The sequence below is a fragment of the Maritalea mobilis genome, assembly GCF_019800885.1.
Lineage (GTDB): Bacteria > Pseudomonadota > Alphaproteobacteria > Rhodobacterales > Rhodobacteraceae > Roseibacterium > Roseibacterium beibuensis.
This window is the reverse complement of sequence record NZ_JAHVKE010000001.1, coordinates 968,743-993,649: the sequence shown is the minus strand read 5'-3', so window position 1 is coordinate 993,649 and position 24,907 is coordinate 968,743. Positions and strand designations below refer to the sequence as shown.

The 24,907-nt window shown below is 66.5% G+C and carries 31 protein-coding genes and 1 tRNA gene; 17 read left to right on the top strand and 15 right to left on the bottom strand.

Annotated elements, in window-relative coordinates; genetic code table 11:
* Positions 1 to 89 precede the first annotated feature (89 nt).
* The gene (locus tag KUV65_RS04800; protein ID WP_222188035.1) at positions 90 to 800 is read left to right on the top strand and encodes a DUF1223 domain-containing protein; all 711 of its coding nucleotides are present in this window, start codon (positions 90 to 92) and stop codon (positions 798 to 800) included.
* On the opposite strand, the gene KUV65_RS04795 is transcribed toward KUV65_RS04800, so the two are convergent.
* The 3 genes from KUV65_RS04795 to KUV65_RS04785 are packed head-to-tail and all read right to left on the bottom strand — an operon-like array spanning position 797 to position 3,093.
* Positions 797 to 1,729 (bottom strand): lysophospholipid acyltransferase family protein, encoded by a 933-nt coding sequence (locus KUV65_RS04795; protein ID WP_222188034.1) that lies wholly within the window; start codon positions 1,727 to 1,729, stop codon positions 797 to 799. The genes KUV65_RS04800 and KUV65_RS04795 overlap by 4 nt on opposite strands.
* Positions 1,730 to 1,765: 36 nt before the next feature.
* Positions 1,766 to 2,656, bottom strand: coding sequence for a DMT family transporter (locus KUV65_RS04790; protein WP_222188033.1), 891 nt, complete (start codon positions 2,654 to 2,656; stop codon positions 1,766 to 1,768).
* 2 nt (positions 2,657 to 2,658) lie between these two features.
* Positions 2,659 to 3,093, bottom strand: coding sequence for a TIGR01244 family sulfur transferase (locus KUV65_RS04785; protein ID WP_222188031.1), 435 nt, complete (start codon positions 3,091 to 3,093; stop codon positions 2,659 to 2,661).
* A gap of 194 nt (positions 3,094 to 3,287) precedes the next feature.
* Between KUV65_RS04785 and KUV65_RS04780 the strand changes: the two genes are divergently transcribed.
* From KUV65_RS04780 to KUV65_RS04770, 3 genes are all read left to right on the top strand, one after another.
* Positions 3,288 to 3,617 (top strand): TraR/DksA family transcriptional regulator, encoded by a 330-nt coding sequence (locus tag KUV65_RS04780; RefSeq protein WP_261331591.1) that lies wholly within the window; start codon positions 3,288 to 3,290, stop codon positions 3,615 to 3,617.
* Between the two features lie 46 nt (positions 3,618 to 3,663).
* On the top strand, positions 3,664 to 3,888 hold the full coding sequence (locus KUV65_RS04775; RefSeq protein ID WP_222188029.1) for a hypothetical protein: 225 nt from the start codon (positions 3,664 to 3,666) through the stop codon (positions 3,886 to 3,888).
* 67 nt (positions 3,889 to 3,955) lie between these two features.
* Positions 3,956 to 4,138, top strand: coding sequence for a hypothetical protein (locus KUV65_RS04770; protein WP_222188027.1), 183 nt, complete (start codon positions 3,956 to 3,958; stop codon positions 4,136 to 4,138).
* A 136-nt stretch (positions 4,139 to 4,274) separates the two neighbouring features.
* Here KUV65_RS04770 and KUV65_RS04765 read toward each other — a convergent pair whose 3' ends face one another.
* A complete protein-coding gene (locus KUV65_RS04765) occupies positions 4,275 to 4,490 on the bottom strand; it encodes a hypothetical protein (protein WP_222188025.1) in 216 nt (71 codons plus the stop codon).
* Positions 4,491 to 4,670: 180 nt separating this feature from the next.
* On the opposite strand from KUV65_RS04765, the gene KUV65_RS04760 reads away from it, so the two are divergent.
* Positions 4,671 to 4,943, top strand: coding sequence for a DUF2312 domain-containing protein (locus tag KUV65_RS04760; protein ID WP_259546496.1), 273 nt, complete (start codon positions 4,671 to 4,673; stop codon positions 4,941 to 4,943).
* 34 nt (positions 4,944 to 4,977) lie between these two features.
* Here KUV65_RS04760 and KUV65_RS04755 read toward each other — a convergent pair whose 3' ends face one another.
* Together KUV65_RS04755 and KUV65_RS04750 are read right to left on the bottom strand one after the other, a co-directional pair.
* Positions 4,978 to 5,535 carry a GNAT family N-acetyltransferase gene (locus KUV65_RS04755; RefSeq protein WP_222188024.1) on the bottom strand — a complete coding sequence of 186 codons (558 nt, stop codon included), beginning with the start codon at positions 5,533 to 5,535 and terminating at the stop codon, positions 4,978 to 4,980.
* Complete coding sequence (locus tag KUV65_RS04750; protein ID WP_222188023.1) at positions 5,532 to 6,407, bottom strand: hypothetical protein; 876 nt, start codon at positions 6,405 to 6,407, stop codon at positions 5,532 to 5,534. Before KUV65_RS04750 ends, KUV65_RS04755 begins: the two co-directional genes overlap by 4 nt.
* 131 nt (positions 6,408 to 6,538) lie before the next feature.
* On the opposite strand from KUV65_RS04750, the gene KUV65_RS04745 reads away from it, so the two are divergent.
* A tRNA-Thr gene (locus KUV65_RS04745) sits at positions 6,539 to 6,614 on the top strand.
* 112 nt (positions 6,615 to 6,726) lie between these two features.
* Here KUV65_RS04745 and KUV65_RS04740 read toward each other — a convergent pair.
* The 8 genes from KUV65_RS04740 to KUV65_RS04705 all read right to left on the bottom strand — a co-directional run bounded on the left by KUV65_RS04740 (position 6,727) and on the right by KUV65_RS04705 (position 13,641).
* Positions 6,727 to 8,157, bottom strand: coding sequence for an amidase family protein (locus tag KUV65_RS04740; RefSeq protein WP_222188022.1), 1,431 nt, complete (start codon positions 8,155 to 8,157; stop codon positions 6,727 to 6,729).
* Positions 8,158 to 8,302: 145 nt separating this feature from the next.
* Positions 8,303 to 9,337, bottom strand: a complete 1,035-nt coding sequence (locus KUV65_RS04735; RefSeq protein ID WP_222188021.1) for a L,D-transpeptidase — start codon at positions 9,335 to 9,337, stop codon at positions 8,303 to 8,305.
* A gap of 26 nt (positions 9,338 to 9,363) precedes the next feature.
* Positions 9,364 to 9,669, bottom strand: a complete 306-nt coding sequence (locus tag KUV65_RS04730) for a hypothetical protein (RefSeq protein ID WP_222188020.1) — start codon at positions 9,667 to 9,669, stop codon at positions 9,364 to 9,366.
* A gap of 28 nt (positions 9,670 to 9,697) precedes the next feature.
* Positions 9,698 to 9,874, bottom strand: a complete 177-nt coding sequence (locus KUV65_RS04725; protein ID WP_222188019.1) for a hypothetical protein — start codon at positions 9,872 to 9,874, stop codon at positions 9,698 to 9,700.
* Positions 9,871 to 10,116: a hypothetical protein gene (locus tag KUV65_RS04720; RefSeq protein WP_222188018.1), complete on the bottom strand. Its 246-nt coding sequence runs from the start codon at positions 10,114 to 10,116 to the stop codon at positions 9,871 to 9,873. Before KUV65_RS04720 ends, KUV65_RS04725 begins: the two co-directional genes overlap by 4 nt.
* A 103-nt stretch (positions 10,117 to 10,219) precedes the next feature.
* Positions 10,220 to 10,534: a hypothetical protein gene (locus KUV65_RS04715; RefSeq protein WP_222188016.1), complete on the bottom strand. Its 315-nt coding sequence runs from the start codon at positions 10,532 to 10,534 to the stop codon at positions 10,220 to 10,222.
* A gap of 39 nt (positions 10,535 to 10,573) precedes the next feature.
* A complete protein-coding gene (locus tag KUV65_RS04710) occupies positions 10,574 to 11,506 on the bottom strand; it encodes a hypothetical protein (RefSeq protein WP_222188014.1) in 933 nt (310 codons plus the stop codon).
* A gap of 80 nt (positions 11,507 to 11,586) precedes the next feature.
* A complete protein-coding gene (locus tag KUV65_RS04705) occupies positions 11,587 to 13,641 on the bottom strand; it encodes an SH3 domain-containing protein (RefSeq protein WP_222188012.1) in 2,055 nt (684 codons plus the stop codon).
* Positions 13,642 to 13,944: 303 nt separating this feature from the next.
* Here KUV65_RS04705 and KUV65_RS04700 point away from each other — a divergent pair, with 303 nt between their 5' ends.
* From KUV65_RS04700 to phnE (KUV65_RS04680), 5 genes are all read left to right on the top strand, one after another.
* Positions 13,945 to 14,952 (top strand): helix-turn-helix transcriptional regulator, encoded by a 1,008-nt coding sequence (locus tag KUV65_RS04700; RefSeq protein ID WP_222188010.1) that lies wholly within the window; start codon positions 13,945 to 13,947, stop codon positions 14,950 to 14,952.
* A 217-nt stretch (positions 14,953 to 15,169) separates the two neighbouring features.
* Positions 15,170 to 16,120: a phosphate/phosphite/phosphonate ABC transporter substrate-binding protein gene (gene phnD, locus KUV65_RS04695; protein WP_222188008.1), complete on the top strand. Its 951-nt coding sequence runs from the start codon at positions 15,170 to 15,172 to the stop codon at positions 16,118 to 16,120.
* Between the two features lie 68 nt (positions 16,121 to 16,188).
* Positions 16,189 to 17,010: a phosphonate ABC transporter ATP-binding protein gene (gene phnC, locus KUV65_RS04690; protein ID WP_222188006.1), complete on the top strand. Its 822-nt coding sequence runs from the start codon at positions 16,189 to 16,191 to the stop codon at positions 17,008 to 17,010.
* Positions 17,007 to 17,816, top strand: a complete 810-nt coding sequence (phnE, locus tag KUV65_RS04685) for a phosphonate ABC transporter, permease protein PhnE (RefSeq protein ID WP_222188004.1) — start codon at positions 17,007 to 17,009, stop codon at positions 17,814 to 17,816. Before phnC ends, phnE (KUV65_RS04685) begins: the two co-directional genes overlap by 4 nt.
* Positions 17,813 to 18,625, top strand: coding sequence for a phosphonate ABC transporter, permease protein PhnE (gene phnE / locus KUV65_RS04680; protein ID WP_222188002.1), 813 nt, complete (start codon positions 17,813 to 17,815; stop codon positions 18,623 to 18,625). The genes phnE (KUV65_RS04685) and phnE (KUV65_RS04680) overlap by 4 nt, the downstream gene beginning before the upstream one ends.
* Before the next feature lie 98 nt (positions 18,626 to 18,723).
* Here the strand turns inward: phnE (KUV65_RS04680) and KUV65_RS04675 are convergent, their stop codons facing one another.
* Entirely contained in the window at positions 18,724 to 19,779 is a 1,056-nt protein-coding gene (locus tag KUV65_RS04675) for a hemin-degrading factor (RefSeq protein WP_222188000.1), read from the bottom strand.
* A 204-nt stretch (positions 19,780 to 19,983) separates the two neighbouring features.
* Between KUV65_RS04675 and KUV65_RS04670 the strand changes: the two genes are divergently transcribed.
* The 6 genes from KUV65_RS04670 to KUV65_RS04645 all read left to right on the top strand — a co-directional run bounded on the left by KUV65_RS04670 (position 19,984) and on the right by KUV65_RS04645 (position 24,883).
* Positions 19,984 to 20,397, top strand: coding sequence for a hypothetical protein (locus KUV65_RS04670; protein WP_222187998.1), 414 nt, complete (start codon positions 19,984 to 19,986; stop codon positions 20,395 to 20,397).
* A complete protein-coding gene (locus tag KUV65_RS04665; protein ID WP_222187996.1) occupies positions 20,394 to 21,071 on the top strand; it encodes a MotA/TolQ/ExbB proton channel family protein in 678 nt (225 codons plus the stop codon). The genes KUV65_RS04670 and KUV65_RS04665 overlap by 4 nt, the downstream gene beginning before the upstream one ends.
* Positions 21,061 to 21,444: a biopolymer transporter ExbD gene (locus KUV65_RS04660; protein ID WP_222187994.1), complete on the top strand. Its 384-nt coding sequence runs from the start codon at positions 21,061 to 21,063 to the stop codon at positions 21,442 to 21,444. The genes KUV65_RS04665 and KUV65_RS04660 overlap by 11 nt, the downstream gene beginning before the upstream one ends.
* 4 nt (positions 21,445 to 21,448) lie before the next feature.
* On the top strand, positions 21,449 to 21,844 hold the full coding sequence (locus KUV65_RS04655) for an ExbD/TolR family protein (RefSeq protein ID WP_222187991.1): 396 nt from the start codon (positions 21,449 to 21,451) through the stop codon (positions 21,842 to 21,844).
* A complete protein-coding gene (locus tag KUV65_RS04650; RefSeq protein WP_222187990.1) occupies positions 21,841 to 22,773 on the top strand; it encodes a cell envelope integrity protein TolA in 933 nt (310 codons plus the stop codon). The genes KUV65_RS04655 and KUV65_RS04650 overlap by 4 nt, the downstream gene beginning before the upstream one ends.
* A 127-nt stretch (positions 22,774 to 22,900) precedes the next feature.
* Positions 22,901 to 24,883 carry a TonB-dependent hemoglobin/transferrin/lactoferrin family receptor gene (locus KUV65_RS04645; protein ID WP_222187987.1) on the top strand — a complete coding sequence of 661 codons (1,983 nt, stop codon included), beginning with the start codon at positions 22,901 to 22,903 and terminating at the stop codon, positions 24,881 to 24,883.
* The last annotated feature ends 24 nt before the right edge of the window (positions 24,884 to 24,907 follow it).

Below are 24,907 nucleotides of genomic sequence, written 5' to 3'. Positions count from 1 at the left end.
TCGCAAAGGCTTGATTGGCAAGAGAGGGGGGATCGGCTTAGCTCTGGGTCAAGTTGGGGACGAATTGAATCATCTGGGGACCATCGCGCATGCGCCTGACACGCAGCTTCGCTTTCCTTTTGGCAGGGTTCGGGATCATGGCAGGCCCGGCCTCGGCACAGGACGGCCAGCCCGTCGTGGTCGAGCTGTTCACGAGCCAGGGCTGTTCTTCCTGCCCGCCAGCGGACACCCTGCTGGGCGAGTTGGCAGAGCGGGACGGGGTGATCGCGCTGGCGCTTCATGTCGACTACTGGGACTATATCGGCTGGGCCGACACCTTCGCCCGGCCCGAGTTCACGCAGCGCCAGCACGGCTATGGCGTCGCGGCGGGCTCGAACGTGGTCTACACGCCGCAGATGGTGATCGGCGGGATCGAGCATGTCGTGGGGTTCCGCCCGATGCAGGTGGCCGACGTGATTGCCGAACATGCCCGCCAGCCCGATCCGGTCGCGGTGCATGTCGCGCCCGATGGAGACGGCTTTGCCCTGACCGCCGAGTGGCGCGCGACACCGCCCGCGCCCGCGATGGTGGTGCAGCTTGTGGCCTATCTGCCGAGTGAAGAGGTCGAGATCACGCGCGGCGAGAATGCCGGGCGGTCGGTGACCTACCACAATATCGTGCGCGACTGGCAGGTGGTGGGCGAGTGGGACGGCGCCGAGCCGTTCTCGGCCCGTGTGGCGGTGTCGGAGGACATGCCGCATGTCGTGATCGTGCAGCACAGCGGCTACGGCGCGATCCTGGGCGCGGCGCGCGTCGACTAGTCGTGTGAGGCGGCTTTCTCGGCCGCGAGGCGTTTTCGCCGTTTCCGCTCAAGCCGCTCGGGCTTCCACCGGCGATGAATCCAGAACCACTGTTCGGGTCGCTTGCGGATCTGCGCATCGAGGCTGTCGTTCAGCGCCTGCGTCATCTCCTCGGGCGTGCCCTGTGGGATCGGCGCCTCGATCTCTACGGTGAAGCTCATTCCGCCCGGCCCGCGCGGGCAATAGATCGGCACCAGAAGGGCATCGTGGCGCAGCGCCATCTCCGCCGCCGACAGCGAGGTCAGTGCCGGCTTGCCCATGAAGCTGAGGAACGCCCCGTCCGAGACGAACTGGTCCAGCATCATCGCCGCTTGCCCGCCGCCGCGCAGGGTCTTGAGAAAGGCGGCCAGCCCGCGTCGGTCGCGGGAATAGGCCTTGCCGCCCACGGCCTCGACCGACCAGACGTAATGGGCATTGGCGTAGGGGTTGTTGAAGGGGCGATAGAGCCCCCCGATCTCGAACCCCTTGGCATTCAGCGCCACGCGCCCGATCTGCCAGTTCCCGAAATGGCCTGTCACGAACAGCATCGGGCGGTTCTGTTCGAGGGCGCGGGCGACGATCGGCCAACCCGGCCCCGTGGGCTCCAGATCCGCAAAGCGCGCGATCTGATCGCGGGGCGAGTAGTTCTCGATGATCGTGCGACCGATATTGTCGAGCACCGCCGTGGCGATCCTGCGCCGCTCCGCCCCGCCCATCTCGGGGTAGATATAGGCGAGGTTTTCCTCGGCGCGGCGGCGGTAGCCGGCCAACGGCCCGATCACGCGCGCCATCAGCGCCCCCATCATCGGAACGCGCCACCGCCACGGGATCAGCCGGATCGCCGCGATCAGCGTGCGCGCGGCGAGGTCGCTTAACCAGTCGATCCAGTTGATACGTTTGCGTTTGGACATCTCGCCGCTCGGCAGTGGCGCCTTCCGCCGCTTGGATCAGCGGGCAGCCGGGGCCTTGACCTCGGCCTGGCGGGCGCGGGTTTCGCGATGCCAGACATAGACGCCGGCCCCGATGATCACAAGCGCGCCAAGGCCCGAGAGCGCGTCCGGCGTTTCGCCGTAGAAGATCACGCCGTAGAGCGTCGCGAAGACCACCCCGGCATATCCGAAGGGGGCGACGGCCCCGGCCTCGGCCACGGTCAGCGAGCGGATCAGCAGGAACTGACCGACCGCGCCGACGGTGCCCAGCACCAGAAACAACAGCGCGTCGATGGGCGGCGGCGCCTGCCACGCGGTCGGGACCAGCAGGCTCGCCACCAGCGTTCCGATCAGCGCGGTATAGAGAAACGAGGTCAGGATCGGTTCATCGCGGCCAAGGAAGCGTGTCGCCAGCGCGTAGGACGCGAGGAAGATCCCCGCCGCCAGCGGCAGGAGCGAGGCGAGCGAGAAGATGTCCGAGCCGGGCCGTATGATCAGAAGCGCGCCGAACAGCGCCGCGCCGATTCCGATCAGGCGGCGGGGCCCAAGCGGTTCCTTGAGGATCAGGGCCGCGCCAAGCGTCAGCAGCATCGGATGCACGTTCAGAACCGCGGTCGCAGAGGCGATCTCAAGGTGACTGAGCGAGGTGAAGAAACACAGCGTCGCCGCGAAAAGCAGACCCGAGCGCAGCAGTTGCAGGCCAAGGTGATGCGTGCGGATCAGCAGGTGCAGCCGGGGCGCGAGAACCAGCATCACCACGGCGGTTTGTCCGGCATAGCGTGCCCAGACCACCTGCAACGGGTCGTATGTCGCGCTCAGCCCCTTGGCCATGGCATCCATGGTCGAGAACAGGAAGATCGCGCCGAGCATCATCACGATGCCCTGCGCGGTGGGCGAGAGCGCGCGCAAGATCAGCCCTGAGATTTCTGGGCGGCGTAGGCAACGAGGTTGGGGCGCAGCCAGTCAAGGCTCTGTCCGGCATCGCGGGCGCGGGTGAGGATTTCGTCGATCTCCATCTCTCCGGCCACGCCAAGCGCCCAGACGATGGTCGAGCGGTTGCCGGAGTTGCAATAGGCCACGACGGGCCCCTCGGACGATTCGATGGCCTCGGACTGTTCCTCGATGATCGGCTGGCTCAGCGCGCCGCCCACGGGGTTGAAGACGAAATTCAGCCCGGCGGCCTCGGCGGCCTCCTGCATGGCGGCGGCCTGGATCTGGGGCGGCACCTCGGCGTCGGGGCGGTTGCAGATCACCGTGGTGATTCCGTGCTCGGCCAGTTTTTCCATGTCCTGCGGCTGCAATTGTGGAGCGGTGTAATACCGGTCTGTGACCTGGCGAATGTCCATGTCGCGTGTCCTGCCTGTTCGCTAACTCAAACGGGGTCGTGTCTGGCGCGACCATGCCGGATGCCGCGCGCAGAGGGAAGGCCCCGCCTCACGGGTTCTTGATCGAGATCAAGGCTGCCGCCCCACGAACGGGACTACGCATATGGGAACGATCCGGCCCAGAGGAAGGCCGGACGCATTCGGAGGGCGTAAGAATGACCAAGGCCGACATGGATCTGGCGAAGCGTCGTGAACAGCTTGAACAACGGCTGTCCGACCTGACTGCGCGCTTGCACGAAATTGATGAAGAACTCGACAGCCACCAGTCCAAGGACTGGGAGGAACTGGCGACCGAGCGCGAAGGCGACGAGGTGCTGGAACGGCTGGGCGTATCGGGGCAGGCCGAGATCCAGCAGATCAAGGCGGCGCTGACGCGCATGGACGAAGGCGAATACGGCTACTGCGTGAAATGCGGCAAGGAGATCTCGGAACAGAGGTTGGACCTGCTGCCGTTCACGCCGTTCTGCCGGGAATGTGCATCTTAAAAGTGTGTAGGGAAACGCGCGAATACCACCCTACAGGGAGTTGACTATGGCGAGCCAAGTACGACCGGAAGACCTGGAGGACAAGATCGCCCGCCTGCTGATGACGCAGGTGGCGGGAAGCCAGGTTGCCGAGAGATTGAAACAAGCCGATGCCGGATGGCATGATCGCGCCGCGATGGCCGATCTGCGGTCCCGAAGGGTCGAGGCCCTTCGCGCAAAGGAGCTTGAAGCGCAGGACAACGTGATCGTTCTGCGCCGCGCCGCGGGGTAATCGGAGGGCCCGACCGGGCCATTTGGCACGATGCAGCGCCATGACTTGCACCAGGGAGGAGAGACCATTGAGTGACAAGGACGACGCCGCGCCGAAGGAAACGCCGGAGCAAGAGGAAAAGGCGCATACCGAGGTTCGACCCCATGGATCGGGAGAGGGGGCTTCGAAAAAGGGCCCACGTCCGAGATCCAAGGTCCAGCCAACCGACCCGGATGATGACGACGACCTGTTCAACGATATGCCGGTCTAGGCGGAGCAAAGCCGCCCGCAGCGGATCATGACGAAGACAGGGTGCAATGAAAAAGGCAGGATGCGCAGATCGCGTCCTGCCTTTTTCATATTGGATCCAAGCTCTGTCGCGAAACCGGGCAGGAATGGCAGCCCTGTCAGCCCAGGAACACGCCCATCACGACCGACATCAGCCCGAGTACCGAGATCAGGAGCGCGCCCATGTTGATCGCGACGATCCGTTGCAAGCGGCCGCGCAGCACGTCGTCCGGCAGGCCCGCGCGCTTGGCCGACATGGCCGCGAAGATGCAATAGACCAATGCAATCAGGCCGATGACCGTCAGTCCCGTGCCCACCCAGATCAGCCAATCCATGGCATGTCCCCTCATCGCTGCGCGCCGCTTGGGGCTAGCCCATCGCGACAGGTCAGGCAAGTCTTGCGGGCCGCGTTGGGCGCGGCTAGACCTCGGGCTCAGCCGGCGCGACCCCTCGCGCGGCGCGATCGCGGGTCACCGCGAGCCACATGTCACACGACCCTGCCCGAGGACCGCCAGATGGACGAGATGATCGAGACCGACGCCCGCCCCGACAGCTACCGCGTCACCGCCGACGAATTGCGCCAGTTCATCGAGCGCTACGAACGGCTGGAGGCCGAGAAGAAGGATATCACCGAACAACAGAAAGAGGTGATGGCCGAGGCGAAATCGCGCGGCTACGACACCAAGGTGATGCGCAAGGTGATCGCGCTGCGCAAGCGCGAGCCCGATGACATCGCCGAGGAAGAGGCGGTGCTGGAGATGTACAAGGAAGCCCTTGGCATGCGCTGAGGACGTATCAGAGACCAGTAAAAAGCGCTATGAATCAGAGATTTAGGGGGCGGTCTTGAAGCGGATCGCCCCCTTTTTCATGGATCGGACGAACCCAGCGGATCGTGGGTGCGCCGGCATGGATCACCTCACCGCTTCGCTGAAACCCGGCCTTTTCCAGCACGCGGCCCGAGGCCGGGTTGGCGGGTCGCACCAATCCGTAGATCGGCCCGTCAAGATCGGGCCAGGTGCAAGAGACGAGCTCCACCATGCCGCGCACGAGCCGCGAGGCGATCCCGCTGCCCCAACGGTCGGGCGTCAGATGGTAGGAGATGTTGAGCCCGGGCACCCCGTCGCGTCGGGTCAAGCCGCAAAAGCCGACGGGCGCGCCGCCATCCAACACGATCCAACGGCCCGTGCCATGGCGTGCCCAATGCGCGATATCCTTGGCGTGCTGGCGGGTGATGTCCCCCGCGCTGTCCGGGGTCGGGTCGGGTTTGTGCGCCGAAAGGGCCGGATCAGCGAACACCTCTTGGCGGAAGGGGAGGTCGTCGGCGCAGACGGCCCGCATGCGCAAGGGGCCGATAGTCCAGTCGCCGGGAAGGCCGCTCACGGCATCAGCAAGGTCACACCCGGAATGCGCGCGACCTCTTCCATGTCGCGGTCATAGGCGAGGGACAACTCGTCGATGAACCCTTCGTCCCAGCCTGGCAGATCCAGTTCCACCTCGACCTCGGTCTCCAGCGCATAGCGTTCGAGGAAGGCGGCCACGATGCGCCGCCGATGCCAGTCGGTCTCTGGCGGGTGGTCGGCGATATAGGCCTGCATCCGCTTGAACCCGGCGGGTTCCATGATCTTCTCGACCAGGTCGTCCACCCCCTCCAGCGACGTGGCCTCTCCGACGCCGGCCATCTCGCGCAGGATTTCCCCCCACAAAAGCGGCGTGTCCTCGTTGCACCAGACGGTGATCGGGCAATCGGGATGCGCCATGTTCAGCCGCCGCAGCATCTCGGACCAGGCGACGGCATGGGGCTGCATGTTTTCCGAGAATTCCGCGAAATTGTTGAAGCGCGACGCCTTGAACAGGGCCGGGATATGGGTGGCGGGATCGCGCATGCCGATGAAGAACTCGACCTGCGCCTCCGGAAAGAGCGCCCGCAGTTGCGCGGTTTGCCGGTCGATCATCGGCCAGATCTGCGCCCGCTGGATCACGAGGCGATTGATGCAGATGAAGCGCGGGTCCGACAGGATCAGCCGCTCGACGTCGAAATCGTCGAGGATCGCGTCCAGCAGCGCGCCCTGGATTTCCTCGCTGGCCGGATGCCCCTTGAGCGCGCGGGCGGTGTCGCGCACGACGGCACGATAGCGACCGGGTGGCGGCACGGACGTCCCCTCGGCCATCAGACGGTTGCGGTTCTTGAGCAGGGTCTGGATCAACAGATCGTTGTCGGTGCAGGGCGCCCCGAGATGAAACACAACCTCCATGATCGCAGATGCCCCGACTGCCCCGTCTGTTTTCCGGAACCCTATAGAAGGACGAAAGCACGTGCAAACGACCATTGCTGCCGCGCCCGGTGCTTGCGCAGCGTCATTTTGCGCAGTATCTGCACGTCAGCGCCCCTATAGCTCAGCTGGTAGAGCATCTGATTTGTAATCAGAGGGTCGGGAGTTCGAGTCTCTCTGGGGGCACCATCTGCGCCGAGAATTCATTCGGTTAAACGCCGCACCTCTGGGCATGGATCGGCATCGGGTCCTTCATGCGTTGCGGTCTTGGGGCGCGCTCCGAATATGGCTCCTCAAGTCCTCAGCCCATCCTCTCCCACAAGGTCGTGCAGACCGGCGGGATTCGTTCCTCGATCGCGCGCATGGCATCGACGATCAGGTCCTCGCGCCACCGTTGGCCCGCGATCTGAACGCCAATGGTCTGTGGGCCTTCGGGTAGATCGGCGATGTGGGTCGGCAGGTTGCCGGCGGGCAGGCCGGTGAAATTCATGATGAACGACCAGTGGGCCTGGCCCAAGGCGTCGCGGGCGCCGTCGAGGCCCTCGGCATCTCGCCCGGCATTGAAGAAGGGCTTGAGCAGGAAGGGCGTCAGGACCAACGGGTAGTCCTGGAGGAACAGGGACCACGCCCGCGCGTAATGGCTGCGTTTGGCCATCGCGCGCAGCAGGTCGGGGCCCTCGTAGGGGGGGAACAGTTCGAAATAGGCGTCAAAGATCGCGTTGACGGTCTCGGAGCCGTGGGTGGCGATGTCAGGGCCCATCAAGGCTTTGACCTCGCCGAGAAGGGTTCTGTAGCCCTCCTCACCGGTCTCGAAGGCAAGCGGCGGCTCGACCTCGGTCACGTCGTAGCCCGCGTCGGACAGCGCCGAGGCGGCCTTGTCGATCGCCGTCGCGACCTCGGGGTGCAGGCCGAAGCCGAAATCGTCCCGGGTGACGGCGACCTTGATCGGGGGGACGGGCGAGGCGCCACGCCACGGCAGCGGCACATGGAACGGGTCGCGTGCATCCGGCGCGATCAGCGCGGGCATCGACAGGTCGAGGTCCTTGGCCGAGCGCGCCAGCAGCCCCTGGACCGACATGCTTTGCGCCAGAAGACCACGCTCGGCGGTCTGGCTCGGGTTCCAGGCCGGCACCCGGCCAAGGCCCGGCTTGACCGTCACGGCCCCGTTGGCCGACGCCGGAAAGCGCAGCGATCCGCCGATATCGTTGCCATGGGCGAGGGGGCCGATGCCCGCCATTACCGCCGATCCGGCCCCGCCCGACGACCCGCCTGCCGACAGGTGCCGCCCCCAGGGGTTGTAGGTCCGCCCGTAGAGCGGATTGTCGGTATCGGCGCGAAACGAGAATTCGGGCGTGTTGGTGCGCCCGATGATGAGTGCGCCCGCCGCCTTGAGGTTGCGCACCACCGGCGCGTCGCCGGGGGCGATGAGGTCCTTCAGGGCGGCGACGCCATTCGTAGTGGCATGGCCTTCCTGGTCGACATTCACCTTGATGGTCACCGGCACGCCATGAAGCGGCCCCTTGGGCGCATCGCTGGCATCCAGGGCGGCTGCCTCGGCGCGGGCTTCTTCGGCGAGGCTTTCGACGACGGCGTTGAGCGCGGGATTGACCGCGTCCATCCGCGCGAGGACGGCTTCGGTCACCTCGCCTGCGGTGATCTCGCCGGCATGGGTCGCGCGGGCGATGTCGGTGGCGCTCCACTGCCACAAGGGTCTGGATGTCGGTTCGCTCATCTCCGGCCTGTCCTTGCGATTGTTGTCTTTGGCACCGGCCGCGCGGACGAGGCAGCGGTCGCTGGTGGCTCGGCGGCCACCTTGCTGCCTGCGTCGGCAGAGGACAAGGGCCGGACCAGTCTCGCAAGCATGCCGGTCGCTGCGGTCAGTCCCTCGGATTGGGCAGGGGGCGGGGCGAGGTGAGGGTTTCGCCGGTCATGATCACGAAATCACGGCCAGACTGGCGATCGGGCGTCGCGGCAAGGTCCGACACGACCAGCACGAGGCCGGGATGCAGCCGGGCCATCATCGCCTGCGAAAAGGCTTCCGGGACCCGCAGGCGATTGAGCACCTGCTCCTCCGGCCAAAGCGGATGATCGGGGTCGTGATGATGGGTGAGGCCCGTCCAGTGCAGCCCGGTCTCGCGGCTGCCCTGCATGACGAGGACATGTTCGCCCAAGGGGCGGTCGTCGTCGATCTCGATCGAGCTTTCGAACAGTTTTCTGCCGTCTTCCATGAGGATGATCTTGCGATCCGCACGGGTGGCGAGCACCGCAGTCACGGGATAGTCCGCGCCGCTTGTCCAGTCGGAGGGGTGGGAGCGCGCATCGAGGCCCGCGACGGCCTCTTCCATGTCTGCCTCGGCGAGGCCGCTGAGCACGAAGCCGGGATGGATCAGCTCCCACGGGTCGTTGCGTGCGCCCGAGATGATGACGGGCGTGCCGATATGGGTGACCTCGAACAGAAGCGCCGAGAACTCCAGCGGCAGGCGGATGCAGCCGTGGCTGGCCGGGTAGCCCGGCAGGTTTCCGGCATGCAGCGCGATCCCGCCCCAGGTCAGCCGGTTCATGTTCGGCATCGGCGCGTTGTTATAGGTCGAAGACCTGTGGTCGGCGTCCTTTTGCAGCACGGTGAACACGCCCGTGGGCGTTTCGTGCCCCGGGCGCCCGGTGGAACAGGTCGAGACGCCGATGCGGATGCCGTTGCGATAGACATGCACGCGCTGCTCGGGGATCGAGCAGATGACCGCGACCGCGCCCTGCGGCTCCCGTTCGGGGTGCCAGGTGAAATCGCCGGGCAGCATGTTGGCCACGTCGAAGACGACCTCTTCCTCCGCGTCGCTCTGCGCCCGGAGGGGGATCACGGGCAGGCCAAGGGCTGCGGCCAGCGACAGGGTGACGGTGCGGCGGTCTGTTTTCATGTCATGTCCTCAGGGTCTCTGACGCCTTAGCCGTCGCTCTCGCTCATCAGGTTCTGCATGAACTCCTCGCATTGCGCGACGGTCGTCGCTTCTGGCGTGGCGTCCATGGTTGCGCCGAGGTCGGCGGCGGCGCGGACCATGACCTGCTCGACCTGCTCGGCGGTCAGCAAACCCTCCTCGGTGGCGGCCATGACGGTGCTGCAAACGCCCGTCGTCATGCCGGTGGCGATCCCGACGCCGGCCGCCGTGCCGCCAAGGATGGCGCCGCCGAACAGCGCGCCGCCGATGAGGCCGAGGATCAGGCCAATGATGCCGAAAAGGATACGTCCCATGATGCGTGCCTTTCTTATTTGTCCGGCCCTACGGCCAGATGAGGTTGAAGATCAGGACGACCACGAAGATCGTCAGGAAAAGGGGCCAGCTGAACCGCGGGCCGCCTTTCTTGTGGGGGACATAAAGCCCCGCCTGTTCCATCCCGATAATTGTCAGGAAGATCAGGACGCCGGTCACCAGGGCGTGGGCGATATCGAAGGTCATGCAGAGCGTCCTTTCAGGAAGCGGCAGAGGCCCCATAGGATGGCGATGTTGAGCAGCGGGGTGAGCACGACAAGCACCGGCGCAGCCGTGTCACCGGCGCCGTCCAGCAGCAGCGACCACGGCAGGCCAAGCGGCAGGATAAAGACCCAGGACAGCGGGTCGCGATCCTGTCCGAACCAGCCATAGGTGCCGATCAGCCCGATGGCCAAGGCCGCCAGGTAAAGCAGGATCAAGACGATCATCAGGATTTTGCAGATGCGGTGGCCCATCCGTGGCCCTCACTCACGCCGGTGAAGGTGCACGGACCCGGAGACGAGGGGCCCCGGATCCGTGCGCAGCGTCATGTCAAAGGTACCCTTCGTTGGTCATCGACATGATGCCTGTGGTGGTGCCGTCGCGATAGGCGATGCAGCGCCATGTGCCGGTGCCGCCGACCAGCATGATGACCTCGGTGCCAGCTTCCGAGAAGGACGAGCTTTGGACCCGCACGTCGGGGTTGCCCGTTTCCGCCCGCGTGTCGCGGACACAGGCGGCGCGCGCGTCGGCCTCGGCCGAGTTCCCCGGGCCGGGGTCCATACCCATATCGCCGCCCATCTCCATGCAGCCGGCAAGGCTGAGTGCGGCAAGGGTGGCCGTGGCGATCGTCATTGGGGTTTTCATGCTGTTCCTCCTTCTGGTGTTGGGGGGCGTCTCGGCTGCTCAGTCGATGCCGAAGATGACGTTGTAGGACACGGTCCGGTTGGTGCGGTTGATCACCTCGACGACATGATCGCCGTCCTGCCAAAGCTGGCCGCGGTACTCCTGCCGGGACGGAACCATGTCGAGCAGGAAGGACCCGTCGGGGTTGAAGATCTGGTAGTCCAGCGATCCGCTCCATGGCGCGACGCGCACGTAAAGGAACTGGCCGTCGCCCGCGCCGAGCACGTAGCGACGGCTGGCGCCCGGGGGCAGGTTGTCGCTGAGCTCGGTGCCGCTGGTGCCGCGGTCGAACTGGACGCGCATGGTATCCGTCTCGCCTGCGCCCGGCGTGCCGCTGGCCGTGCCGCCGCCGCCCGACCCGCCACCGGAGCCGCTGGCCATGATCTCGCAATAGCCGCCCGCGCTGCCCGGCGGCTGGTAGCTGACCAGCAGGCCGCTCCCGTCGTCATTCTGGCTGATGGAATAGGTGACGCCGCGGGCGTAAACCTCGAAGTAGTTGCGGTTGAAGACGGTCACGCTGGCCACCGCGCCGTTGACGCGCACGGTGCCGTAACGATCCGCGTCGATGGTGTTGCCTTGCGGGCATTGCGCGGAGAAGACCGGCATGCTCGAGGTGCCGCCGCTGGCCGTCGCGAAAGAGGACTGGTCGTCGCCGTCGACGAAGAACTCGGTCATCCGCAGGCTGCCGCGGCTGAAGGCGCAGGCGATGTAGGGCGTGCGGCCATTGAGGTAGATTTCGCCACCCACCGTTTCGGTGCCGTCCACGCGGGCCCCGTTGTAGCGCATGTTCGTGCGGGCGCTGGTGGCGTTGAAGAAGCTGCGCGCGGTGTTGGCGCATTGCTCCAGGATCGAGCCGATATCGGCCTGGGCCTGGGCGGGAAGGGGCGCTGCAAGCGTCAGGGCGAGCGCGGCGAGGGCAGAACGTGTCAACATGGGCTTGAGCTTTCTGTTCGCGTGATGGGATGGGGTGGTCCGCCGGGCGCGGGCGCCCGGCGGATCGTGTCGGCCTATGCTCAGCCGCCGGTCATCACGGCCAGCGGGAAGACGAAGCGCGCCTCGCCCACGAAGACGGTGAACATGTCGCCGTCCTGCGTGACCGACATCTCGGCGCCGCCATCGGCCTCGGCCTCGTCGTAGTGATGCGGCCGGTCATTCTGGAAGTAGATGACGCGGCTGCCGCCTTCGGGCCAGAAGACCTGGATGTAACCGCTGCCACCGCCTTCGCGGACGACGCCCGCCTCGCACAGGGCCTCGGCGGCATCGCGGTCCCGCACGCAGGGGATCTGCGTGGTGGCGTTGAAGTTGGTGCCCGGCACGGTGGCGTCCTCCTCCATCGGCGGCGGCGCCAGCGGCAGCTGGACGGCGGCCCCCATGTCCTGGTGCGGCTGGAACAGCGACACCGGGATTTCGAAGCGCGCCTCGCCGATGCTGACGATCCACAGATCGCCCTGCTGCGCGACGATCATCGAGATGTCGCCATCGGCCTGGCTCTGGTCGAAATAGACGGGAACGCCGGCCTCGAAGCTGATCGCCCGGCCGCCATAGCCGCCCTCGGTGATCTGGAGGAAGCCATTGCCCGAGCCTTCGTGGACGGTGCCGTAGCTGCACTCGGCGGCGCTGGCGTCACGATCGGCGTAGCAGGTGAGCGTCCCGGTCATGTCGTAGCTCGGGCCGAAATCCTGCGGCGCCGGGTCTGCCGGTGCAGCGGGCGCTGCCGGGGCCACGGGGGCTTGCGGGGCCAGGCTCGGCAGGTGGGAGGCCACACCGGGTGCAGAGCCTTCGCGCAGGAAGTCGCCCGCGACCCAGCCCGTGGCATCGCCCGAGACCGAGCTGACATAGCACCAGCGGCGTCCCTCGCTCATCCGGCAGCCGCCCGCGTTGCGCAGGGTCGCACCGTCATGGAAGCGGGCGAAGATCGGCGCATGGGTGGAGGGCCGGGTGTGGACGCGCAGCGCGCTGCCCGAGCGGTTGAGGTCGACCTGCCACCAGTCGGGACCACCCGCCATGCCATCGGCGAAGTCGTTCATCACCGGGCGCGGCGCGCCGCTGCGGGTCGTAAGCGCCGCTGCCGGGGGATGGCCGTCGCGCAGGTATTCCGCCGCGACCCAGCCCGAGACGCCACCACCGGCCTGCATCACGTCGCACCAGGTGCGCCCGCCCGAGGCCACGCAGCCGCCGACATTGCGCAGGTCGGCCCCGTCGGGAAGGCGACCGACACGAACCGAGGCCGCGGACGGCTCGGCATGGACGTTCAGATGCCCGCCCGGGTTGGTCAGGTGCACGTGGAACCAGTCCGACGTGGTCGTGATGCCAGCGCGCGTCGGCGTCGCCGGCGTTTGGGGCAGGGCGGAGCCGCGGCGCGGCGGCGTCACCGGCGCGCCCCCGTGATGGCGGGATACCGGCGCAAGGAATTCGCGTGCGACATAGCCCGCAAGCCCGCCGTCATAGGCCATCACCTCGCACCATTCGCGACCGTCGTTCTGTTCGCAGCCGCCGATGTCACGCAGGACGGCGCCGTTGTCGTAGCGCCCGACACGGGGCGCGTCGGTGGATGGGCCCGTGTGCACGTTCAGATGGCCACCGCGCGCGCGCGTGCGAACCTGGAAGTAGCGCAAGGCCGCATCCGGATCGTCGGCATCGGTGGGTTGCAGCATGTCGAACTCGATGGAGTAGGGGGCCACTTCGTCCCGCCGGGCGGCGGCGCGCACCATGTAGACCACGACCTCGTACACACCCGTTTCGGGCAGGGTGCCGGAGAACTCGTTCAGGTCGAGCACCGGGCCGCCGATCAGGCTGCTGTTGGCAAGCGCTTCGTCGCCGGGGCCGTTGCCGGGCGTGTAGACGTTGAAATACGTGCCGGTATGCGGCGTGTTCAGCCGGATGGTCAGCGTGTTCCCCGCCACGCCCTGCAACTCGTAGCGGTCGAAATCACGCCCGACGATCTCGCCGTCGATGGCCGTGCCGGTCCAGCCCGCGAAATCAACGTGATTCCGGTTGAGCATCTGTTGGGCCGAGGCGGCCGTGGCCGTCAGCAGAAGTGCCAAAACGGCACAAAGCACCCTATTCATGATCCACAACTCCCTTTTGCGGCGTCTTGCCAATCACCAGCGCATGGTGCGTTCGGACGGCTGACCGGGGCGGCCTCACGACTGCTGCCAGCCTGGCATGAAGCCTAGACCGCCCCCTCCCGAAGTCGCTTCTGGTCGCCCGTTTTCCGGGTCGCGGATCGGCCATGCGCTCTATCGTTGTCATCGACAAGGATTGCGAAGGGCGGGAAAGGCGTCTATCCAAATAGCGAGGAGGATATCCAAATAGCGCTACCGAACAGCTTTTTTTCGTCCGCCTGCGCGTTCGATCCGCTGGACTGGGTCATGTCGGACGTGCCGCAGGCCGCGCCCGACCACCTTGTTCCCCAGGGCAGGGGGGGATTCCGGCTCAGCGCCGATTATGGCGGCGATGATTCGAAGCTTTACCGCCGTCAGTTCACCGGAAAGGCCGTGCTCGATCTGCACGCCCCCCTGACCGGTCGCGCGGTGGTGGCCATCGGCGACATCGGGTTGATGAGCCTCGCCTATATCCGCTCGACCGGGCATGACGTCATCCTGACCGAGTTGCAGCGACCCAACCTGCTGGTGGTCTTTTCGGGCAAGCTGGACAGCCGAAACCAGCACATGCATTGCGATAGCCTGGACAAACCCTGGCTTTTGACGGGGCGCGGCACGCGACAGACGCGGGTGACAGCGTCGCGGGATACGAAATACGAGGCCTTCGTGCTGTCGATGCCGCCGCAATTCCTCGGGCCGCGGCTGGCGCAGGTGGAAGCGCGGGGTGGCATGGTGTGGGGCACGGAGGCACGCGCAGAAGACCTGCATCTTGCGCGCCTTGTCATGGACCTCGCCGCGCAGGTGACGCTGTCGGGACCGCCCACGCTCGCCCGCAACGTGGCGGATGCGTGGACAACGGTCGTCACCGACCAGATCAATCGCTGTCTCGACGCGCAGCTTGGCTCGGATAGGTCCGATCTGCCGGACGACATCCACGAGTTGTCGCTGCGCCATGTCCGAAAAGCCGAGGAGCTGATCTACGAACGACCGGATGAGATCGGCAGCATTCGAGACATCGCCCGCCATGTCCGCGTGTCCGAACGGACCTTGCAGGCCGCTTTCCGCAAGGTGCGCGGCGCCACGCCCACGCAAGTGCTCGGTCAGGCGCGGCTGCATCGCGCCCGCCGCGCCCTGCTCGATCGCGAGGGTCCCGCCACCGTGTCCGACGTGTGCCGCCTGTGCGGGATCGAGCATCACGGGCGGTTCAGCCAGCAGTACAAGGATGCCTTCGGTGAAAACCCGGTCGCGACCTTGCACGCGCGGGGCAGGGGATAGACCGCGCATTTTCGGCGTGTCCCCGTCGCCCGCGGCCGCTTGCATCTCCGTCCTCATTGCAGGACCCCGCCGGGTCGGGGGCATCAACCTCGACCCAGCTGAACCGATCCTGCGCCAGCTGCGCCTTGCGTATTGCGACAAATTTCATCGGTTGTCATACTCCGGTTACGGAGGATCGGTAGGGACCGCCAGGTTCCACAACATCTTGGGGAGAATCATGAAAGCCTATACAACTCTTGCGGCAGTTGCCGCGCTTGCAGTCGCCTTTCCGGTACAGGCCGAATTCGCGCTCGGCGATCGTTTCACCGATGCCGATGGCGATCTCATCGCGGATATTCCGACCGATCCCGATCAGCTGATCGACCCCGATACCCTGATCTTCGCCTACACGCCCGTGGAAGACCCTGCCGTCTATGCCGAGGTCTGGGCCGATTTCCTCGACCATCTGTCCGAGGCGACGGGCCGCAACGTGCAATTTTTCCCGGTTCAGTCGAACGCCGCTCAGATCGAGGCGATGCGCGCGGGCCGTCTGCATATCGCGGGCTTCAACACCGGCTCGAACCCGCTGGCCGTGGCCTGCGCCGGCTTCCGCCCCTTTGCCATGATGGCGGCCGAAGATGGCTCTTTCGGGTATGAGATGGAGATCATCACCTACCCGGACTCGGGCATCACCGAAGTCGAGGATATCCGTGGTCAGCAGATGGCCTTTACCTCGGAAACCTCGAACTCGGGCTTCAAGGCCCCCTCGGCGATCCTGAATGACGAGTTCGGCATGACCCCGGGCGAGGATTTCGAAGCCGTCTTCTCGGGCGCGCATGACAACTCGATCCTCGGCGTCGCCAACCGCGACTACATGGCCGCCGCCGTCGCGAACTCGGTCTTGGGCCGGATGCTCGACCGCGAGGTCGTGACCGAAGACCAGATCGTGTCGATCTACACCTCGCAGACCTTCCCGACCACGGGCTACGGCACGGTCTACAATCTGACCCCCGAGTTGCAGGAGGCCATCCAGGAGGCCTTCTTCAGCTATGACTGGGAAGGCACCCCGCTGGCCGAGGAATTTGGCCGCAACGGTGAGTCGCAGTTCATCCCGATCACCTTTCAGGAGAACTGGGCCGTGATCCGCACCATCGACGAGTTCAACGGCGTCGAGTACGACTGCGACTGAACCTGTTTGCCAAAGGCGACACACGGGCGGCCCGGTGCCGCCCGTGTAACTTTGCGGGGGCTACCTGAATGTTGAAACTCGAAGGTCTGTCCAAGACCTACAAAACCGGCGACCCGGCGCTGTCGGACGTGACACTGAGCGTGCCCAAGGGCCAGATCCTTGGCCTGATCGGACCGTCGGGCGCGGGCAAATCCACCCTGATCCGCTGCATCAACCGGCTGGTGGAGCCGACCTCGGGCAAGGTGATGCTGGGCGATGTGAACCTTGTGGGCCTGTCGAAGGCCGACCTGCGCCGCCAACGCCGCCGCATCGGCATGATTTTCCAGGAATACGCGCTGGTCGAACGCCTGACGGTGATGGAAAACGTCCTGTCCGGCCGCCTGGGCTACGTGCCCTTCTGGCGCAGCTTCATGCGGAAATACCCCGCCGCCGATATCCAGCGCGCCTACCAGTTGCTGGATCGCGTGGGGCTTCTGGACAAGGCCGACAACCGCGCCGACGCCCTGTCGGGCGGTCAGCGCCAGCGCGTCGGCATCGCGCGCGCCCTGGCGCAAGACCCCGAATTGCTGCTGGTCGATGAACCCACGGCCAGCCTCGACCCCAAGACCAGCCGCCAGATCATGCGCCTTCTGACCGAGATCTGCGCCGAGCGTGGCCTGCCGGCCATCGTCAACATCCACGACGTGCCGCTCGCGCAGCAGTTCATGCAGCGCATCGTCGGCCTGCGCGCCGGGCGGGTGGTCTTCGACGGCACGCCTGACCAGTTGACCGAGTCCACCCTGACCACGATCTACGGCGAGGAAGACTGGCACGAGATGCGCCGGGGCGACCAGGAACAGCAGGAGGCCGAGGCGGAGGCGCGCGACCGCATGGCCGCGTTGGCCAAATGAGCGCGCCCGACCAATACCCCAGCACGTGGCGCAGGCCGCCGCAGATCGTCACCGACCGGCGCTGGCGGCTGGCCCTGCAAATCGGCATCGTCGTCTACCTCGTGCTGGCCATCGGCTCGGTCGAGGTGAACTGGTCCCGCGTCTACGAGGGGCTGGAGCGCGGACAGCGCTTCATCATGGGCTTCCTTCAACCCGATTTCGCCAGCCGCTGGCGCGATATCAGCCAGGGGCTCGTCGAAAGCCTGACCATGACGCTTACCTCGACGGTCGTGGGCGTCGCCATCTCGGTGCCCATCGGCATCGGGGCGGCCCGCAACCTTGCCCCGCGCTGGATCTACTACATCTGCCGCGCGATCATCGCGGTCAGCCGTGCGCTTCAGGAAATCATCATCGCGATCTTCTTCGTGGCGATGTTCGGCTTCGGCCCCTTCGCGGGCTTCCTGACCCTGTCTTTCGCCACCATCGGCTTCATCGCCAAGCTCTTGGCCGATGACATAGAGGAGATCGACGAAACCCAAGCCGAGGCGATCCGCTCGACCGGCGCGTCGTGGTGGCAACTGGTCAACTACGCTGTCCAGCCGCAGGTCATGCCGCGCCTGATCGGCCTGTCGCTCTACCGGCTCGACATCAATTTCCGCGAAAGCGCGGTGATCGGGATCGTCGGCGCGGGCGGGATCGGGGCCACCCTGAACACCGCCATCGACCGCTATGAATACGACAGCGCGGGCGCGATCCTGCTGATCATCATCGCCATCGTGATGGTAGCCGAATACAGCTCCAGCTATCTGCGGAAGTTCCTGCAATGACCGAGATCACCCATTACAGCCAGGTCTGGACCCATCGCACCCCGCGCAAGCGCCTGCTTCTCTGGGGCGGGTGGCTGGCGCTGGTCGCGCTGTTCGTGTGGTGCTGGCAACTGATGAACGAGAACACGATCTGGTTCTTCGTGGCCGACGCCCCGCGGCAGGCTGCCGATATCGGGGGCCGCATGGTGCCCCCGCGGTGGGAGTATTTCCCCGAGCTGATGCAGCCCCTGTGGGACACGATCAACATCGCCACGCTCGGCACCATCGGCGGCGTCATCATGGCCGTGCCGGTCGCCTTCATGGCGGCGCGCAACACGACGCCTTCGGCCACCATCCTGCGGCCCATCGCGCTGTTCATCATCGTGGCCTCGCGCTCGATCAACTCCTTGATCTGGGCGCTGCTTCTGGTGGCGATCATCGGTCCGGGCCTTCTGGCGGGGATCGTTGCCATCGCTCTGCGCTCCATCGGCTTCGTGGGCAAGCTGCTGTACGAGGCGATCGAGGAAACCGACGCCAAGCAGATCGAGGCGATCCAGGCCACCGGCGCCAGTGGCGCGCAGGTGCTGAACTACGGGATCGTGCCGCAGATCATGCCCGCCTTCTGGGGCATCAGTGTTTTCCGCTGGGACATCAACATCCGCGAAAGCACGATCCTCGGCCTTGTCGGCGCGGGCGGCATCGGGCTCAAGCTTCAGGCCTCGCTCAACACGCTGGCCTGGAGCCAGGTTTCCGTGATCCTGCTGTTGATCCTTGCCACTGTCGTGCTCAGCGAGTGGGTGTCGGCGCGGGTGCGTCACGCCATCATCTGACGGCCGCCGGGGCAAGGCATTCGGATAGAGACGAGACACAAAGGCGGGCGCTGATCTCCAGCGCCCGCCTTTTTCGCACTCGTGTCGCAGCGGCCGTCTCAGAGCCTTGGCAGGGCCTCTGTCATCGTCCGAAAGGCCGCGCTGTGATCGACCGCCGAGGTCCGCACGCCGAAGAGTTGCAGGATCAACTCGCCGGTTTCCGTGAACGCATCGATGCTCAGAGCCGGTCCGCGTTTGGTCGGCTTTTCGACCAGCCAGACCTCGGCCACGTGATCCAGCCGCAGATGCAGGTTGAAGCGCGGGTCGAGCACGTTTTGCCACGGCCCCACCTCTTTCAACATGTCGATCGGGCCGGAATGGATCTGGATGCACCCCCGGTTGCCGACGAAAAGCATGATCGGAACCGCCCCGTTCCCGCAGGCCAGAAGCGCGTCGTTCAGGGCCTTGGGCGGCAGCGCCGTGGCAAACGGCGCGCCTGCGATGCGGTAGGCCCCCAGCCGGTTCATCTTCATCTTGGCGACAAGGCGCAGGAACTGGTGCGTGTCGGTCATGCGCGACCACTCGGCGCGCAACGCCTCGGCCTTTTCGGGGCGGGATCGGACGCCCTCGGCCACCGGGGCGGGGTCGAGTGTCAGCGTGTCGCGCGTATCGCCGGTCGCCAAGCCCTCGACCGCCCGGTCCCAGGCGTCCAGATCGGTGCCGTCCTGCGAATACACCTTGTGGATCGCCTCGCCGCTGGCATCGAAGACTTGCAGGCTGCGCGCGGGGCCTTTCCCGCTGCCATTGCGCAGGGCGAAGCCATGCACCCAATGCTTGGGAAAGATGCGCAGGTCGATCTCGGGCCCGAGGATCATCCCGGCATGATCGCCCGGGTGCCAGTCGTCATAGGTGCCGGTCCGCTCGTGCACCGCGCTTTCATTGCGGGTCAGCGCCATGACCTCGCCCAGGGACCGGATCGCGGGCATCAGACGGTTCGGGTCGGCGGGAATGCGCGTGGCGCCATGGCCCACCTGCGCGGCGACCAGATCGGCCTCCGTCACGCCAAGGCTTTTCGCCAGATCGCGCGCCCGCAGGGTCGCATCCTCCAGCGCGGTGCGCAGGTCGGCGGCATCGGGCGTGCGGCGTGTGTCGGCAAGAGTATCGGACTCAGTCATGTCGAGGACCTTTGTTCGGTTCGAGGTGAGGGGGGAAAGGGCTGGGTCAGACCGGTAACCACCTCGGACCTGGCATTTGTTGACAGTTTTTATCGGTTTTCGTAGATGATGCAAGTCAGGCGATGGAAACCAAGCATCGCCCCACGCGCAAGCCCCTTCGGTGCCAGCCAATCATCCCAAAACTTCGACCGCACCGGAGGCTTCATGCGCACCCTCTGCCACCTGACCCTTGCGTTCACGCTCCTGTCCGCCCCCGCTCTGGCCCAACAGGCCGATCAGCCCCCGCGCCTTGGCATCGAGTTGAACCGGGTCGATCAGCTGGACGGCGCCTGCCGCCTGACCTTCATGGCCGAGAACGCCACCGGCGCGGACCTGTCGAGGCTGTCGCTGGAAACCGTGCTGATCGACACCGAGGGGCAGGTGGACCGCCTGACACTGTTCGACTTCGGCGCGCTGCCCGACGGCCTGCCGCGCGTGCGCCAGTTCGATCTGGGGGCGCTCGACTGTGCGCAACTGGGCCGGGTGCTGATCAACGGCGTGGCCGAATGCAGCGGCGGCGCGGATTGCGCGGGGGCGCTCGGCGTCTCCTCCCGCACGGATGTGGAGGTGATCGGATGAGCCTCCTCGACACCACTCTTGCGCGCGTTCAGGGCATCATCGACCTTGGCGGCCCGGTCATCGGCCTGCTGCTGCTCCTGTCGATCATCGCGGTTGCGACCGTGATCTGGAAACTGTGGCAATTCCAGGCGCTCGGCGTGGGCCGGCATGGCGGCATCGCCCGCGCGCGCGCGGCCATTGATGCGGGCCGCCCTGCCGAGGCGGCGCAGATCCTCGCCGGATGCCGAAGCCACCTTGCCCCCGTGCTGGCCATGGCGATCGAGGGCGCCGCCGACACCAGGGCGCGCCTGGTCGCCATGGCCGAGGATCGGCTGGGGCGCGTCGAACGCGGCTTTCGCCTGCTCGACAGCATCGCGCAGGTTGCGCCGCTTCTGGGGTTGTTCGGCACCGTTCTGGGCATGATCGACGCGTTCCGCGCCCTGCAACACGCGGGCGATGCGGTGGACCCGTCGGTTCTGGCGGGCGGCATCTGGGTCGCGCTGCTGACCACGGCGGCGGGCCTTGCCGTCGCAATGCCGACCACGTTGGCCCTGACCTGGTTCGAAAGCCGCGCCGCGCGCGAACGGGCCTGCGCCGATCTCGCTTTGGAGACCGCGTTCCACCCGATGTCGTCGCAAGGCAGGCCCGAGGTCGCGGCACAGCCTGCGCGGGTCGAGGCGATCCATGCCGGTTAGAACGCGCATCTGGCGGCGGCGACCGATCACCCTGACGCCGCTCATCGACGTCATCTTCCTGTTGCTGCTGTTCTTCATGCTCAGTTCCACCTTCACGCGCTTTGCCGAGGTGCCGTTGCAGAATGCCGGTGCCGGGGCCGCGCCAAGCCCGCGCCCGATCTTCCTGCAACTGGGACCCGAGGCGTTCCGCCTGAACGGCGCGCCCGTGGGCGATGCCGACCTCATCGACGCCCTGACCGCGCTGCGGCCCGACGAAGGGGAACCCACGACCCTTCTGGTGACGCTGTCCGAAGACGTCACATCGCAGCGCCTGATCGACCTGTTGGTGATGCTGCGGCCTGTGCCGTGGCTGGCCGTGGCCGTGCTCGGGTAACGCCATGGCCCTTGCCCCTTCGCGCAAACGCCGCCGCCCCGAGCCGATGATCGCGCTGATCAACGTCGTGTTCCTGATGCTGGTCTTCTTCCTGGTCGCCGCCAGCATCGCCCCGCCGATGGAGCGCGGGGTAACCCTCGTGCGCGCCGACCGGCTGGAGGGGCGCGCGCCGCCCGACGCCGCCGTGATCCGGGCGGACGGGACCATGGTCTATCGCGGTGCCGAGATCACCTCCGAGGCCTACCTCGCTCAACGCCTCTCCGAACGCGGGGCCGAGGTTGCGCTACGGCTTGTCCCCGACCGCGATCTGCCTGCGCAGGACCTCGTTGCCATCGCGCGCGAGTTGCGCGCAGCCGGTGCGGCCGAGATCTGGATCGTGACCGAGCGGGGCCTGCCATGAGGAGGCGCGCGCCCTTCGCAGTCGGCGTCGCGGCGCTGTTCTCCGTCACCCTGCATGGCACGGGCATCGTGGCGCTCGGCGGGGAGGAGCGCGAAACCCTGTCCGGTGGCCCGCCGCAGATCGCGATGATCGGCAACAGTTTCGAGGATGCCGTGGCTGGTGTCGCCACCCCCGTGCCGCCTTCCGAGATCACCGAAACGCCCGACCGGATCGACCCGACCGAGGTCGCACGGCCAGACCGGATCGCGCCGAGCGAGGCTGAGCCGGTGGAGCAGGCGACCATCGCCGAAACCCGCCCCGTAGATCTGCCCACCAATCCCAGTCCCGTAATGGCCGAGGTTACCCCGACGCAGCCGAGCGCTGTCGCCGCGACGGTCCCGGTTGCTGCGTCCCCCGTCACCCCCAGCACCGCGCAACCCGCGACCCGGCCCCAGCCGGAACGGGTCGAAGCGCAGCCCGATCCCGTGGTGCGGCGCCCCGAGGCCGACACGCCGCGCCCAACGCCCCGGGTCGCGCGCCCCGCGCCGCAGCCAACGCCTCAGCCGGCGCAACCCGCCCCTCAAGGCAGCGCCGCGACGACCACGCGGGCGGGCGATGCGGCAGGCCAGCAGACCGGGGCAGGGGCGCAAACCGCCGCCGGAGACACGGGCAGCAGCGCAAGCGACGGCCGGGCCGCGGCGCGTTATCCGAACCTCGTCAACCGCCAGCTGACGCGCCTGCGCCGTCCGAACACACGGTTCAGCGGCGCGGCGGTGATCGCCTTCACCATTGCGCCGTCTGGCGGGCTGGCCGCGATCTCGGTCGCGCGCTCCTCCGGCAGCGCCGAGTTCGACCGGATCGCGCTGTCCCACGTGCAGCGCGCGGCCCCGTTTCCGCCACCGCCGCCCGGCGCGCAGCGCAGCTACAGCGTGGCTGTGCGCGGCCGGTAACAGGCTGAGAAAAATCGCGATCTGCTTTCTTGACTAAAACAATCAGGAAATGTAGCGCAGCCTCACGAACGCGCCCCACCCGCAGGCAGGTCCCGCGACAGACAATGCCAAGGAAAAGGGGCAAATCATGCGTCGCACGTTGTTGCTTTTGACGACAGCGCTGGCCACCTCGGGTGCGTCCGCGCAAGCACAGGATCTGGGTTTCGTGCTCGATCCGATTCTCCTGGGGACCGCCTTCCGCGATGAACGCGCGGTGCTCGATACGCCGGCGGCGGCTTCGGTCATCGAGGGCGAAGACCTCGCCAATCGACAGGCCGGCGATTTCCAGGACCTGATCGGCGATCTGCCGGGCGTGTCCATCAACGGCGGCCCGCGTGGCATGTCGCAAGAAATCAACATCCGGGGCTTCTCCGACGACCAGATCGTGCTGCGCTTCGACGGCGGGCGGTTCAACTACAGCCAAGGTCACCGGGGCCGGTTCTTCGTCGATCCCGACCTGGTCGGCAGCGTCGAAGTGGTGCGCGGCGGCGGATCGACCCTCTACGGCTCGGGCGCGCTTGGCGGGGTCGTCTCGGTCGAGACCATCTCGGCGGCGGATCTGCTCGGCCCCGACCAGACCGAAGGCGGGCGCGTCACGCTCGGCTACAGCTCGAACGGCGAGCAGGTCAACGCCAACTCGATGGTCTATGCCGATTGGGGCGACTGGGATGCGCTGCTGTTCGTCGGCGGGCGCCAGATCAACGCCGATCTCGAAGCCGGTGGCGGCGACGACATCGCCTATTCGCAGGTCGACTCGGTAAACGGCCATGTCGCCATCGGGTTCGAGCCGTCGGCCGACAGCCGGTTCGAGCTGACGTTCTCCAGCTACCTGGACGAGGGGCAGATCCCGTCGAACTCCAACGGATCGGTCACCGGGTCGAACCCGCTGGTCGACCGCGAGGCGGAGGTCATCAACCTGCGCCTGTCGTGGGATTATGCCCCGGTCGACTCGGACTGGATCGATCTGTCGGTCCTGGCCTATGGCACATGGCTCGAGATCACCGAAGACCGCGTGACCGCGCCCCGTCTCGACGAAACGCGCTACGAGACGTTCGGCTTCGAGGTCACGAACCGCTCCAGCTTCGATCTCGGCGTGCCGGTGGACCTGGTCTACGGGTTCGAAGCCTTCCGCGACACGCAGGAAGGCGAACGTGACGGCGCCCCGCGCACGGCCTTCCCCGATGCCGAGGCCGACACGGTGGGCGTATTCATGGAGGCCACGGCCTCGGTCAGCCCGTCCTTCGACGTGATCGCCGGTCTGCGCTACGACCTGTACGAGCGCGATCCGAGTGACGCGACCCTCGACGAGGTCAGCGAAGAGTTCCTGTCGCCCCGTCTCGGCGTCAGCTACCGACCGACCGAGGAATGGCAGATCTTCGCGAACGTGGCCCGCGCCTTCCGCGCGCCATCGCTGACCGAGCTCTACAACAGCGGTCTGCACTTCGCGACCGGGGCACCGTTCCCGCCCGACAACTACTTCGTGCCGAACCCCAACCTCGACCCCGAGGAGTCGACGCAATTCGAGATCGGGGCGCGGTTCGAGCGCATGGGCGTGTTCAGCGCGGGCGACCGCCTGAGCTTTTCGGCCAATGCCTATTATGCCGAGGTCGAGAACTTCATCGAGATGGCCGTGAACATCTTTGCCGGCACCACGACCTTCACCAATGTCGATGCCGAGCTTTGGGGCTTCGAGGCCGAGGTCGATTACGACGCCGAGCGCTGGTTCGCGGGCGCAGGCCTCAGCACCGCGCGCGGCGAAGGGGCCGATGGCGACTGGCTGTCGTCGCTGCCGCAAGATCGCCTGACCCTGGAGGCCGGGTATCGCCCCAATGACGACTGGAGCGTCGGTGCCCGGGCGACCTTCGCCGCCGAGCCGATTGCCGACGACACGTTCGACGGCTACCAGACGCTGGACCTGTTCGCCTCCTTCGCGCCGGAAAACGGCGTGTTTGCAGGCAGCACGATCCGCTTCGGCATCGATAACGTCTTTGACGAAGACTACGTGATCTATCCCAACGGCCTGTCTCAGACCGGCCGCAGTTTCGAACTGACGGCGAGTTTCACCTTCTGACCGGATCGTCATTTCGCCAAAAAG

Bases quoted from the DNA above. Each gene is read 5' to 3' on its own strand.
- KUV65_RS04800 (WP_222188035.1), top strand. From the start codon at position 90: ATGCGCCTGACACGCAGCTTCGCTTTCCTTTTGGCAGGGTTCGGGATC.
- KUV65_RS04795 (WP_222188034.1), bottom strand. From the start codon at position 1,729: ATGTCCAAACGCAAACGTATCAACTGGATCGACTGGTTAAGCGACCTC.
- KUV65_RS04785 (WP_222188031.1), bottom strand. From the start codon at position 3,093: ATGGACATTCGCCAGGTCACAGACCGGTATTACACCGCTCCACAATTG.
- KUV65_RS04780 (WP_261331591.1), top strand. From the start codon at position 3,288: ATGACCAAGGCCGACATGGATCTGGCGAAGCGTCGTGAACAGCTTGAA.
- KUV65_RS04775 (WP_222188029.1), top strand. From the start codon at position 3,664: ATGGCGAGCCAAGTACGACCGGAAGACCTGGAGGACAAGATCGCCCGC.
- KUV65_RS04765 (WP_222188025.1), bottom strand. From the start codon at position 4,490: ATGGATTGGCTGATCTGGGTGGGCACGGGACTGACGGTCATCGGCCTG.
- KUV65_RS04760 (WP_259546496.1), top strand. From the start codon at position 4,671: ATGGACGAGATGATCGAGACCGACGCCCGCCCCGACAGCTACCGCGTC.
- KUV65_RS04750 (WP_222188023.1), bottom strand. From the start codon at position 6,407: ATGGAGGTTGTGTTTCATCTCGGGGCGCCCTGCACCGACAACGATCTG.
- KUV65_RS04740 (WP_222188022.1), bottom strand. From the start codon at position 8,157: ATGAGCGAACCGACATCCAGACCCTTGTGGCAGTGGAGCGCCACCGAC.
- KUV65_RS04735 (WP_222188021.1), bottom strand. From the start codon at position 9,337: ATGAAAACAGACCGCCGCACCGTCACCCTGTCGCTGGCCGCAGCCCTT.
- KUV65_RS04730 (WP_222188020.1), bottom strand. From the start codon at position 9,669: ATGGGACGTATCCTTTTCGGCATCATTGGCCTGATCCTCGGCCTCATC.
- KUV65_RS04725 (WP_222188019.1), bottom strand. From the start codon at position 9,874: ATGACCTTCGATATCGCCCACGCCCTGGTGACCGGCGTCCTGATCTTC.
- KUV65_RS04720 (WP_222188018.1), bottom strand. From the start codon at position 10,116: ATGATCGTCTTGATCCTGCTTTACCTGGCGGCCTTGGCCATCGGGCTG.
- KUV65_RS04715 (WP_222188016.1), bottom strand. From the start codon at position 10,534: ATGAAAACCCCAATGACGATCGCCACGGCCACCCTTGCCGCACTCAGC.
- KUV65_RS04710 (WP_222188014.1), bottom strand. From the start codon at position 11,506: ATGTTGACACGTTCTGCCCTCGCCGCGCTCGCCCTGACGCTTGCAGCG.
- KUV65_RS04705 (WP_222188012.1), bottom strand. From the start codon at position 13,641: ATGAATAGGGTGCTTTGTGCCGTTTTGGCACTTCTGCTGACGGCCACG.
- KUV65_RS04700 (WP_222188010.1), top strand. From the start codon at position 13,945: ATGTCGGACGTGCCGCAGGCCGCGCCCGACCACCTTGTTCCCCAGGGC.
- phnD (WP_222188008.1), top strand. From the start codon at position 15,170: ATGAAAGCCTATACAACTCTTGCGGCAGTTGCCGCGCTTGCAGTCGCC.
- phnC (WP_222188006.1), top strand. From the start codon at position 16,189: ATGTTGAAACTCGAAGGTCTGTCCAAGACCTACAAAACCGGCGACCCG.
- phnE (WP_222188004.1), top strand. From the start codon at position 17,007: ATGAGCGCGCCCGACCAATACCCCAGCACGTGGCGCAGGCCGCCGCAG.
- phnE (WP_222188002.1), top strand. From the start codon at position 17,813: ATGACCGAGATCACCCATTACAGCCAGGTCTGGACCCATCGCACCCCG.
- KUV65_RS04675 (WP_222188000.1), bottom strand. From the start codon at position 19,779: ATGACTGAGTCCGATACTCTTGCCGACACACGCCGCACGCCCGATGCC.
- KUV65_RS04670 (WP_222187998.1), top strand. From the start codon at position 19,984: ATGCGCACCCTCTGCCACCTGACCCTTGCGTTCACGCTCCTGTCCGCC.
- KUV65_RS04665 (WP_222187996.1), top strand. From the start codon at position 20,394: ATGAGCCTCCTCGACACCACTCTTGCGCGCGTTCAGGGCATCATCGAC.
- KUV65_RS04660 (WP_222187994.1), top strand. From the start codon at position 21,061: ATGCCGGTTAGAACGCGCATCTGGCGGCGGCGACCGATCACCCTGACG.
- KUV65_RS04655 (WP_222187991.1), top strand. From the start codon at position 21,449: ATGGCCCTTGCCCCTTCGCGCAAACGCCGCCGCCCCGAGCCGATGATC.
- KUV65_RS04650 (WP_222187990.1), top strand. From the start codon at position 21,841: ATGAGGAGGCGCGCGCCCTTCGCAGTCGGCGTCGCGGCGCTGTTCTCC.
- KUV65_RS04645 (WP_222187987.1), top strand. From the start codon at position 22,901: ATGCGTCGCACGTTGTTGCTTTTGACGACAGCGCTGGCCACCTCGGGT.